Here is an 11,468-nt window from a genome sequence, read left to right as displayed (position 1 = left end):
AAAAAGATATCAGAATTAATGGATACTATATTTACACTATTGATGGTTCTTATTATGATTGCCAGTGTTTTATTGGTGATTATTGTTATGGCTCAAAACCCAAAAGGAGGAGGCCTTTCCAGTACATTCGGAGGTGCATCATCTGCACAGTTCGGAGTACAGAGAACCAATGATTTCATGGAAAAAGCAACATGGACTCTAGGGGGAACTATCATCGTTCTTATTCTTATAAGCGTTGTAATCACTGGTAAACCTTCACAGGTAGCCCCAGCTCAGCAACCGGCGAAGAAAGAAGCTCCTGCAAAACAGTCTGCTCCAGCTTCTTCTACAACCACAACTACTCCGGTATCAGCTCCTGCAGCACCGGCAAAATAAGAAGAATACCATCTTATATAAAACAAAAGCAACTCAAATTGAGTTGCTTTTTTATTTTAATCTTATCTTTTCAATCTGATGGCGGAGTTTTAATCCTGCTTTCAAAAATGAATACTGCATGGGCTTTGTTTCTTTATAATATTTATCAATAAAGATCTGCATAGCTCCATAAAACCTCCCCAGATACACTTCATCCCTCACCGTACTTTCTCCTTTATGATGAAGAATGGAAACCTTACCGTAATAAAAGTTCTTATAACCACTTCTTAGAAAAGTGTAGCAAAGATCAATATCTTCTCCATACATAAAGTAAGCTTCATCCAGCCCGCCGATTTTTTCGTAGACCTCTTTTCTGGCCAATAGAAATGCACCTGTAATCACATCCACCTCCGTTACAACATCTTCTTCTAAATCATTTCTATAATACGACTTAGAATTATTCTTTTTAAAATTGGTAAACAGTTTTTCAAATGAATTGAACATATCAGGTACTGACCGTTTGCTTTCAGGCAGAAAATTTCCTTTTGCGTCGTGCATCCTCACTCCCATACATCCGAAATCAGGCTCAGAATCAGCAAAATCCAGAAGCTCCTCCATATAGTACCCTTCCAGTTCGGTATCAGGGTTTAAAAGAAGCAGATATTCTCCAGCTGCAGTCTGTATAGCGTGATTATTTGCCCTTGAAAAACCACCGTTTATTTTGGAAGATATAAAACGCACTTTAGGAAACTCCGGGATAAGATCTCCCCACGAGCTGTCGGTAGAAGCATTATCAATGACAACCACTTCATAGTCTATATCTTTTATATATTTCTGAATAGATAAAAGACAATTTCTGAGCAGTTGGGTAACATTATAATTAACAATAATAATGGACAGCTTCATATTAATCTTTTTCGTTGTACGGCAATCTGTTGATAATAGATCTTCCTAAAGAAATTTCATCAGCATACTCCAATTCATCACCTACTGAAATGCCTCTTGCAATACTCGAAAAATTCACATTAAAACTTTTAAATTTTTTGTAAATATAGTATGCTGTTGTATCTCCTTCCATAGTGGCACTTAAAGCAAAAATAAATTCCTTCACATGTCCCTCATTTAGCTTCCTTTCAATACTTGGAATATTCAGCTGGCCAGGTCCTACCCCTTCCATTGGAGAGATTTTGCCACCCAGAATAAGATATCTTCCGGTATACTTTCCTGTGTTCTCTATAGCAATGACGTCTCTCACATCTTCTACGATACAGATCAGTTCACCATTTCTCTTTTCATTGCTGCATATTTCACAAATATCAAAATCAGAAAAATTATGACATTCTTTACAGTATTTTATTTCATTGACTAGGTTAATCAGGGAATTTCCAAGACTTACCGCTCTGGAGTTAGGCTGTTTCAATAAATGTAACGCCAGCCTCAAAGCTGTTTTTCTCCCAATCCCGGGCAGTCCCGAAATTTCATCCACCGCCTTTGCCAATACTTTACTTGGGTAATCCATAAGTACAAAAATAAGAATTATAGTTGAGGAAACAGTTTGGGAATGGAAAATTGAAAGTTGAAAGTGAAAAATTGAGAATTGAGAATTGCGAATGGTAATATGAGAAATGTGGATTTAAATAATAATGCTAAGTGATCAACAGTAAAAACATTGATTTACTGATGTATATTTCTCCCTTAAATTTTCAACTTCCTCTTTCAATTTTCAACCTCTCTTATAAAGCCTCATTTTAGGACAATAATGTATTACCGTATAAAACCGGTCTTTCGCTATAAAAAAAACATTTATCTTTGCCGCTTAAATTAAATATGAAAAAAATAAACTAAATGGCACTTAACAACCTTAATTATCCTCTGGATTTCAAATTCAAAATCACTACATTAGCAAGTGACTTCAACATTACAGACAAAAACGGGAATTATGTAGCCTATGTTCGTCAGAAAATGTTCAAGCTGAAAGAAGATGTTATTGTTTTCAATGACGAAAGTAAATCAAAGGAGCTTTTCAGAATCAGAGCAAACCAATGGATAGATTTCAATGCATCATATTCTTTAAATGATATTATTGGCAATAAAAACTTTGGAAGATTAGCCAGAAAAGGAATGCGTTCTATCTGGAAAGCAAGCTATGATGTATTGGATTCCAATGATCAGCCTAAGTTTAAAATTCAGGAAGACAATGCCTGGGTACGATTCTGGGACAGCTTTGTTGGCGAACTTCCTATCATTGGAATGTTTACAGGTTATTTCCTTAATCCTTCTTACACTGTAACAGGAATTGACGGAAAGACTTATTTCAAATTAAAAAAAATGCCTTCATTCTTCGGAAGAAGATTCCAGCTGGACAGAGTGATTGACATTGATGACGAAGAGGAAAGCCTGGTGATCCTTTCTTTATTAATGATGACATTACTGGAAAGAGCAAGAGGTTAAAAAATAAATAAAACCACCATACAATGAAATACCTAATCATTTTATTTTCAGCATTTCTATTGGTAGCCTGCAAAAAGGAGAAAGAAACCACTTCAGGTTCTGCCCCTATTGATTCTTTGAATATTGCTAAAGATTCTGTGGCAGCAGGACATGCTTCAGGAAATATTTTAGTAGGAACTATTCCTTTCCCAAAAGAAATTAAGGAATGCTCATGTTATTTTGCGATCAGCAAAGCCGATTTTGAAAACGAGAGATACATCTATGCAGATGATGCTGGAAAAACAGCCTACATGATGCTCGACGGTAAGAGACTGGCTATGAATCTTATCTCATCAAGTGATATGGAAGTAGATGAAGTACTTACCAAAGAAATAGAAAATGGTGATTACAAGATTTCTGTAAAAGGTAAAAAAATAAAAGGCGAAGAAGCCCTGCTTTTTGAAGGAACTCTTACCATCGAAAAAACGGATGGTACTATTTTCACAACTCCAATCTATGGAGAATGTGGATGTTAAAAATTACTGATTACCTTCCTTTGTCTTTTTATACCTACAAAAAATGCTTCTGTATTCTACGGAAGCATTTTTATTTCGTAAATTTGAGAAAAATAAAATTCAATGGAATTATCTAACATAGAACCGCAAATAATCTGGAAAAACTTCTCCAAATTAAATGCAGTTCCAAGACCATCAAAAAAAGAGGAAAAAGTAATTGCTTTCATCAAAGGATTTGGTGAGGATTTAGGACTTGAAACTACTGTAGATGAAGTAGGAAATGTAATTATTAAAAAACCTGCTACCACAGGAATGGAAAACCGTAAATCTATTGTGCTTCAGTCACACTTAGATATGGTTTGCCAGAAAAACAATGATGTCAATTTTGATTTTGAAACAGAAGGAATCAAAATGGAAATTGATGGAGACTGGGTAAAAGCAAAAGGAACTACTTTGGGAGCCGACAACGGTTTGGGAGTGGCTACTATCATGTCCATTCTTGAAAGTTCAGATATTCCACACCCTGCTCTTGAAGCGTTATTCACAATTGATGAAGAAACGGGAATGACAGGAGCTATCGGTTTAAAACCAGGGCAGCTAACCGGACAAATACTATTGAACCTTGATACTGAAGAAGATGACGAAATTGATATCGGTTGTGCAGGAGGAGTAGACGTTACTATCACTCAAAGTTATACCACTGAATCTTCAAAGGGGCAAGTGGTGAGAATTGAAGTAAAAGGTCTTCAGGGAGGTCACTCCGGAATGGATATCCATAAAGGTTTTGGAAACTCAAACATCATTTTGGGAAGACTTCTTTACAAAGGTCTTGATCAACAAAATATTGAATTGATTTCTATCGACGGCGGCGGATTGAGAAATGCAATTCCCAGAGAAGCTGCTGCAGTGGTCTCTGTAAGAAATGCTCATGAATTCATTGCAGAAGCAACTGCTCTTAAAAAAGAAATTTTAGAAGAATTCGCTTCTGTGGAACCGGGAATTCAAATCAATATCGAAAGCTCTACTTCATCTGACAAAGCAGTTTCTGAAGCTGATTCAAAGAAAATCATTCTTACACTGAAAGCTCTTCATAACGGAGTTTACAGAATGAGCCCGGATGTGGCTGATCTTGTAGAAGCTTCCAATAATGTTGCAAGAGTTGAGTTGAAAGAAGGTGGGCTTAAAATATTAAACCTTACAAGATCATCAGTAGATTCATCTAAATATTCTACAGCAGAACAGTTAAAATCTGTAGCAGAATTAGCAGGAATGAACGTTGAATTCAGCGGTTCTTATCCGGGATGGAAACCAAAACCAGGTTCTGAAATTGTAAAGGTTATGGAAAAGATCTACACAGAAAAATTCAATGAGAAACCTCATGTAGTAGCGTGCCACGCAGGTCTTGAATGCGGTATCATCGGAGCCAACTATCCTGAAATGGAAATGGTAAGCTTCGGCCCAACCATCAGAGGAGCACACTCTCCTGAAGAGAAAGCCAATATCCCTTCTGCTCAGAAATTCTGGAGTTTCTTAAAGGATATTTTAGCGAACATTCCGCAGAAATAGGAAATTAAAATTACTATATATGAATATCCAAAGTCTTTTGATTTTGGATATTTTTAATTTTTTAAACCTTAATTTAAAATAATGAAAAGTATAACAGTATTTTGTGGCTCAAGTTTCGGGTCTGATAAAATCTATGAAGAACAGACTTTTTTGCTTGGACAAACCCTGGCAAAACAAAATATCCAACTTATTTATGGTGGTTCAGAAACCGGTCTGATGGGGACAGTAGCCAATGGAGTCTTAAGTGAAAATGGAAAGGTAATTGGAGTTCTTCCCCACTTTCTGCAGTCTAAAGAAATTGCTCATAAAAACCTTACTGAGCTTATCATTGTAGAAACCATGCACGAAAGGAAGACAAAAATGAACGACCTTTGTGATGGCGTGATCGTTCTTCCCGGTGGATACGGAACCTTGGAGGAGTTCTTTGAAATGATAACCTGGGCACAGCTTGGTCTTCACAAAAAACCAATTGGGATATTGAATATTGACGGATTTTATGATGATCTGATCAAACTGATTCAAACTATGGTAGATAAAGGATTTTTAAAACAAGTCAATAAAGACATGCTGCTGATCAGTGAAAGCATTGATGATTTGTTGGAAAAAATGAAAAATTATGAGGCACCTACTGTTTGGAAGGTGATTTCTAAAGATAAACTTTAATAATAGAAAGAAGTACTCAATTTTTTTTATAAAGCTTATCTTTTTGATAACCTAACTTTAGTAAATTTGCAGCTATGAAGTTATCACCATCTAAAGAAATAATAAAGATGAAAAGTATATTTTTATCAGGCAGTTTATTTTTAAGCCAGCTCGCTTTTGCTCAATATAATTATCCTAAAACTCCGGAAAAACCAGTAACAGATGATTATTTTGGAACAAAAATAACTGATAACTACCAATGGCTGGAAGACCTGAAAAGTCCTGAAGTAAAAAATTGGTTCAAAGCTCAGTCAGATTACAGCCATACTATTATTGATAAAATTACCAATCGTGATGTGCTCTATAACAGCATGAAACAGATCCAGGAAATGGGTGGTGATTCTTACAGCTATGCAAGACAGAGAGGAAATATTTACTTCTATGTAAAGACTCAAAAAAAAGAAAAACTTTCCAAGCTCTATCAAAGAAATCTTTCTACAGGAAAAGAAACTTTGATTTTTGATCCGGAAACATATAAAAAAGATTCACAGATCACTAATTTCTCAATAGATTCTAAAGGAAATCAAATAGCAATATTGCTATCCAAGTCGGGTGGTGAAATTTGTGAGCTCAGAATTTTAGACTTAAAAACAAATAAAATACTGGATGATGCACTTAGCCCTATCTGGAGTGAATTCAACTTTGAGTTTACTCCTGATGACAAGTCTATCATTTATACCAAAATGAGTACCGGGGATCCAAATAGCAATATGCTGCTGAAAGAGATGAAAGCAATGCTGCATCAGATTGGTACTCATCCTGATAAAGATATTGTATTGGCATCAAAGGAAGAATATCCTGGGCTCAATATACTAACAGAGCAATTTCCGATGGTTCATTTTTCTGAAGATTATCAATATATCGTGTTAAACATTGGTTCTACAAAATCTGAAAATCCACAATTCTATGCACCTTATTCTTCAATAAAAGATAAAAAGACACCATGGAAACAAATTGTAAAAGCTTCTGACGAGATCACCCAAACCTTTATCAATGGAGATCAGCTTTATTTTCTCAGCCACAAAAAGGCACCAAATTACAAAATAGGGGTAACAAGTTTATCTAATCCTGATTTTGATCACGCAAAAATTATTATTCCTGAAAGCAATGATGTAATCAGGTCTATGAACAACTCTAAAAATTATTTATACTATTCATTGAGCAATGGTATTACCCAGGATAAATATCAGATTGATCTTAAAACATCAACGGTAAAAAAAGTTCCGCTGCATGATGGAGTAAATAATTCGAATCCGCTCAATTCAAGGGAAAATGACCATCTGCAATGCTATAACAGCAATTGGCTTACTCCAGCTACAGCATACGAATATAATCCTCAAAATGAGAAAGTTGTAAAAAGCAAATATTTCAATGGCAGCAGCCATTACCCAGATTATAACAAATTGTATGAAGTAAAAGAAATAGAAGTGAAAAGCCATGATGGAACAATGGTTCCACTTTCTATCATTTATCCTAAAAATATAAAAATGGATGGTAATAATCCTGCTTATATCACCGGATACGGTGGCTATGGAATTTCTTCTACCCCCCGCTTTTCCAACAGGCTGGTTGCATTGCTGGAACAGGGAGCTGTACTTGCAATTGCACATGTAAGAGGAGGAGGCGAAAAAGGTGAGAACTGGCATACTGGAGGAATGAAGGTCAATAAACCTAATACATGGAAAGATTTTATCGCCTGTTCAGAATATCTCATTAATCAAAAATATACTTCTCCTTCAAAACTCATTGGAAACGGAGCTAGTATGGGAGGGGTTCTTATTGGAAGAGCTATCACTGAGAGACCGGATTTATATGCCGTAGCTATTGCTGAAGTAGGAATGACAAATGTCCTCCGCTCACAGAATTCAGCCAATGGTGCTAACCAGATTCCTGAAGTCGGAAGCCTAAAAGATCCTGAAGATATTAAGTATCTCATTGAAATGGATGCTCAAAGCAAAATAAAAAAAGGAGTAAAATATCCGGCTGTCATTGTACGTACCGGAATGAATGATTCCAGAATTACGCCGTGGGAACCTGCGAAACTGGCTGCTGCATTACAAAACAGTACTGCCTCCGGAAAGCCCGTTTTATTATATGTTAACTACGAAAACGGTCATTTTACAAATGATCTGGATGTAGTATTCAAAGAATATTCTGATATTTTTGCCTTTGCATTGTGGCAGATAGGACATCCTAAGTTTCAGCCGGTCAATAAATAATCCGCAAAAACAAAGCCCGTCCGGAAAATCCAGACGGGCTTTTATTAAGATTAAAAAATATTTTCTAAGGATAAGGAGCAATTGCCACTTCAAGGCCCTCCATTTGATCTGCAATATGCAACTGGCAGCCCAATCTGCTGTTATCTTTCACGTGGAAAGCTTCAGCAAGCATGGCATCCTCTTCATCTCCCATAGGTTCCAGACCAGGATCATTCACTACATAAACCTGGCATGAAGCGCACATCGCCATTCCTCCACATACACCAATAGTACCTTCTTCTGCCAATTCATAAGCACGAATAATCTCCATTAAGTTCATGGACATATCCGTTGGAGCCACAACATCGTGGGTTACACCTTCTCTATCGGTGATTTTAATATTAATATCTGACATAATTCTGCAAAATTAGTCAATTTTTTTCACAACAGCCTTCTCTGCTTCTTTACGGCTTCCGTCAAATCCGTCTACCCCGCTTACTGTTGTATATTTTAATACGAATTTTTTACCCGGGTTTAGTCTGTTGTAAACACTCTGACACATTAAAGTAGCTTCGTGGAAACCACAAAGAATTAATTTAAGTTTTCCAGGATATGTATTAATATCTCCGATAGCATAAATACCATCAATATTTGTCTGATAATCTAGAGCATTGTTTACAACGATTGCATTTTTCTCGATGTTTAATCCCCAGTTTCCGATCTCACCCAGCTTTGGAGTCAGTCCGAATAAAGGAATAAAGTAATCTGTTTCAATGTCGTATGCCTCTTCACCGTCTTTTTGTACTGTAATTGCTTCTACTTTTCCGTCACCTTTAATACCTGTAACTTCAGCAGGAGTAATTAATTTGATTTTTCCCTGGTTTTTAAGATCCTGAACTTTCTCTACAGAATCCAAAGCTCCTCTGAACTCATTTCTTCTGTGGATCAATGTCACTTCACTTGCAACATTAGAAAGGAAAACACTCCAGTCCAATGCAGAATCTCCACCTCCGGCGATCACTACTCTTTTGTTTCTGAAATGTTCAGGTTCTTTAACGAAATATTCAAGACCTTTTTCTTCATAATCAGCTACATTTTCGAAAGTAGGCTTTCTCGGTTCAAAAGTTCCCAATCCTCCGGCAATGGCAATAGCTTTACATCTGTGAACGGTACCTTTGTTTGTGATCACTTCAAACCACTCATCATCAACCTTTGTATAAGAAACAGCAGTTTCTCCTAAAGTAAACCCAGGCTGGAACTGTTTGATCTGCTCCATTAAATTATCCACCAATTCTCCAGCGTTCACTGAAGGATACCCTGGAATATCAAAAATAGGTTTTTTAGGATAAAGTTCAGCCAATTGACCTCCCGGTTGTGGAAGCGCATCAATAATATGGCACTTCATTTTTAAAAGTCCTGCTTCAAAAACTGCAAAAAGTCCTGTAGGACCTGCACCTATGATCAATATATCAGTGGTTATCATAATTTAGATAATTTAATTATACATGTAACTGCAAATTTACTAATTTTAATGCTACGCATATTTAATTGATTCTAAATAAAAACCTGAGATTTGTCAAATATCTATCAATTAAGATTTTAAATTTGGCAATGTTTTTGTAAATGTCTTGTTATGAAGAAATTTTTAAACCTCTTTGCCCTATTAATATTCTTTTTCGGCTCAGCCCAGATTGATAACATCGCAGATGGAGAGTCCATCACCCTGAGAATCCATTATGGCTTTCTAAATGCCGGAACAGCCAATCTGACGACTCAAAAGACCAATTATAAAGGAGTTCCCCATCTCTATGTAAAAGGTACAGGGCAGACTACGGGGGCTGTAAAAGCATTCTTCAAAGTAGAAGACCTCTATGAAAGTTTCATCAATACAGAAACGGGGTTGCCAAGTTTTTATGTAAGAGATGTACGGGAAGGAAGTTACCGCCAGCACCTTGAAACCGTTTTCAATCACGATAACAATACTTTGATTTTAACAGATAAAAAAACACCGGCCAATGGTTCTAAGGTCTTAAAATCTGTAAAAGGGGTGCAGGATATGCTTTCATGCTTTTACTATTTAAGGAGCAAGAGCCCGGATGAACTAAAAACAGGAACCATTATCAATATGAATGTATGGATAGACGATGAAATGTTTCCTTTTCAGCTAAAAGTGGTAGGAACAGAAAACTTAAAAACTAAGTTCGGTACCATCAACTGCCTGAAAATTATCCCTTCAGTAAAAAGCGGAAGAGTATTTAAAGAAAAAGAAGGAGTTACCATGTGGGTGTCCAACGATGCCAATCATCTTCCGATGCTGCTAAAGGCTGAACTGGCTGTCGGTTCGTTAAAAGCAAGTATTGATGATTATAAAAACGTAAAATATCCTTTAAAGTTTACCAAGTAAGCGTATAGATTTAAAAAAAATCAAAAATGTCTGTAAAGTTTTTTGCAGACATTTTTTATTTTGGATGTAATAAAATCAACGCACTACTTGTCTTTATTATAGAAGCAGTTGAGGAGACTGCAGTATGTCAATACCTCATTAGAATGCCTCTGGCATACCTGAAGAAGTATGGACATAAGAAACAGACACGTGTAAATTTTTCAATAAAATTCCGTTTTTAGTTACGTTTTGTTTCTTAGGTCAGTAATTAAAAACAAAAACCTCCGGAGCTCCGGAGGTTTATTTTTTATAATGTTTTGAACTGTTCCAGTGTTCTGATATCATTTTCAAAGAACATTCTGATGTCACTCATCTGGTAAAGAAGCATTGTAATTCTTTCAATTCCCATTCCGAATGCATATCCCGAATATTTTTCAGCATCTATATTCACGTTTTTCAGTACGGCAGGATCTACCATTCCACAGCCCATAATTTCAAGCCAGCCTGTTCCTTTCGTGATTCTATAGTCTGTTTCTGAGTTCAGTCCCCAATACACATCAATTTCAGCACTTGGCTCTGTAAATGGGAAGAATGATGGTCTCATTCTGATTTTAGACTTTCCGAAGAGCTCTGTTGTAAAGAACTGAATGGTCTGCTTAAGATCTGCAAAACTTACGTTCTCATCAATATATAATCCTTCAATCTGATGGAAAATACAGTGAGAACGTGAAGAGATTGCTTCATTTCTGAAAACTCTTCCCGGAGATAAAATCCTGATTGGCGGCTGATTTTCTTCCATAAAACGAGTTTGTACAGAAGATGTATGCGTTCTCAAAAGAATATCCGGATTCTGCTCAATAAAGAACGTATCCTGCATATCTCTTGCCGGGTGGTATTCCGGAAGGTTCAGCGCAGTAAAGTTATGCCAGTCATCTTCAATCTCAGGGCCATCTGCTACTGCAAAGCCAATTGATTTAAAGATTTCAATAATTCTGTTTTTAACCAGGTTGATTGGATGTCTTGAGCCTAATTCCAATGGAAAAGCAGGTCTCGTAAGATCTTCTTTTTCTAAGACAACAGAAGATGCAGAAGTATTTTTCAAATCTTCTAATTTTACAGCAACTGCTTGCTTCAAAGTATTGATCTTCTGTCCGAATTCTTTCTTCTGGTCGTTAGGAACTTCTTTAAATTTTTCAAAAAAATCATTCAGAACCCCTTTTTTACCGTTGTACTTGATTCGGAAGTTTTCGATATCTTCCTTAGAGCTAGCATTGAAGCCGTTTACTTCGATCAGTAGTTCTTCTATCTTTTCTATCATTA

At 36.3% G+C, this 11,468-nt stretch carries 12 protein-coding genes; 7 read left to right on the top strand and 5 right to left on the bottom strand.

Going from position 1 to position 11,468, the window contains the following annotated elements; all coding sequences use genetic code 11:
- The first annotated feature begins 18 nt into the window (after positions 1 to 18).
- A complete protein-coding gene (gene secG, locus LF887_RS04715) occupies positions 19 to 375 on the top strand; it encodes a preprotein translocase subunit SecG (protein WP_236857649.1) in 357 nt (118 codons plus the stop codon).
- A gap of 51 nt (positions 376 to 426) precedes the next feature.
- Here the strand turns inward: secG and LF887_RS04710 are convergent, their stop codons facing one another.
- Both LF887_RS04710 and recR read right to left on the bottom strand, forming a co-directional pair.
- Positions 427 to 1,266: a glycosyltransferase family 2 protein gene (locus LF887_RS04710; protein WP_236859470.1), complete on the bottom strand. Its 840-nt coding sequence runs from the start codon at positions 1,264 to 1,266 to the stop codon at positions 427 to 429.
- Positions 1,262 to 1,873: a recombination mediator RecR gene (gene recR, locus LF887_RS04705; protein ID WP_236857648.1), complete on the bottom strand. Its 612-nt coding sequence runs from the start codon at positions 1,871 to 1,873 to the stop codon at positions 1,262 to 1,264. The genes LF887_RS04710 and recR overlap by 5 nt, the downstream gene beginning before the upstream one ends.
- Before the next feature lie 326 nt (positions 1,874 to 2,199).
- Here recR and LF887_RS04700 point away from each other — a divergent pair, with 326 nt between their 5' ends.
- The 5 genes from LF887_RS04700 to LF887_RS04680 all read left to right on the top strand — a co-directional run bounded on the left by LF887_RS04700 (position 2,200) and on the right by LF887_RS04680 (position 7,786).
- Positions 2,200 to 2,805 (top strand): hypothetical protein, encoded by a 606-nt coding sequence (locus tag LF887_RS04700; protein ID WP_236857647.1) that lies wholly within the window; start codon positions 2,200 to 2,202, stop codon positions 2,803 to 2,805.
- A gap of 23 nt (positions 2,806 to 2,828) precedes the next feature.
- Positions 2,829 to 3,320, top strand: coding sequence for a hypothetical protein (locus LF887_RS04695; protein ID WP_236857646.1), 492 nt, complete (start codon positions 2,829 to 2,831; stop codon positions 3,318 to 3,320).
- Positions 3,321 to 3,422: 102 nt separating this feature from the next.
- On the top strand, positions 3,423 to 4,865 hold the full coding sequence (locus LF887_RS04690) for an aminoacyl-histidine dipeptidase (protein WP_236857645.1): 1,443 nt from the start codon (positions 3,423 to 3,425) through the stop codon (positions 4,863 to 4,865).
- 81 nt (positions 4,866 to 4,946) lie between these two features.
- Positions 4,947 to 5,528: a TIGR00730 family Rossman fold protein gene (locus tag LF887_RS04685; RefSeq protein WP_236857644.1), complete on the top strand. Its 582-nt coding sequence runs from the start codon at positions 4,947 to 4,949 to the stop codon at positions 5,526 to 5,528.
- Positions 5,529 to 5,635: 107 nt separating this feature from the next.
- Positions 5,636 to 7,786 (top strand): prolyl oligopeptidase family serine peptidase, encoded by a 2,151-nt coding sequence (locus tag LF887_RS04680; RefSeq protein ID WP_236857643.1) that lies wholly within the window; start codon positions 5,636 to 5,638, stop codon positions 7,784 to 7,786.
- Between the two features lie 64 nt (positions 7,787 to 7,850).
- Here LF887_RS04680 and LF887_RS04675 read toward each other — a convergent pair whose 3' ends face one another.
- Entirely contained in the window at positions 7,851 to 8,180 is a 330-nt protein-coding gene (locus tag LF887_RS04675) for a 2Fe-2S iron-sulfur cluster-binding protein (protein WP_236857642.1), read from the bottom strand.
- 12 nt (positions 8,181 to 8,192) lie between these two features.
- Entirely contained in the window at positions 8,193 to 9,248 is a 1,056-nt protein-coding gene (locus LF887_RS04670; RefSeq protein ID WP_236857641.1) for an NAD(P)/FAD-dependent oxidoreductase, read from the bottom strand.
- Positions 9,249 to 9,398: 150 nt separating this feature from the next.
- On the opposite strand from LF887_RS04670, the gene LF887_RS04665 reads away from it, so the two are divergent.
- The gene (locus LF887_RS04665) at positions 9,399 to 10,169 is read left to right on the top strand and encodes a DUF3108 domain-containing protein (protein WP_236857640.1); all 771 of its coding nucleotides are present in this window, start codon (positions 9,399 to 9,401) and stop codon (positions 10,167 to 10,169) included.
- 286 nt (positions 10,170 to 10,455) lie between these two features.
- On the opposite strand, the gene pheS is transcribed toward LF887_RS04665, so the two are convergent.
- Positions 10,456 to 11,466 (bottom strand): phenylalanine--tRNA ligase subunit alpha, encoded by a 1,011-nt coding sequence (pheS, locus tag LF887_RS04660; RefSeq protein ID WP_236857639.1) that lies wholly within the window; start codon positions 11,464 to 11,466, stop codon positions 10,456 to 10,458.
- Positions 11,467 to 11,468 lie beyond the last annotated feature (2 nt).

This window comes from Chryseobacterium sp. MEBOG06 (assembly GCF_021869765.1).
Classification (GTDB): domain Bacteria; phylum Bacteroidota; class Bacteroidia; order Flavobacteriales; family Weeksellaceae; genus Chryseobacterium.
This window is presented reverse-complemented; position numbering and strand designations above follow the sequence as displayed.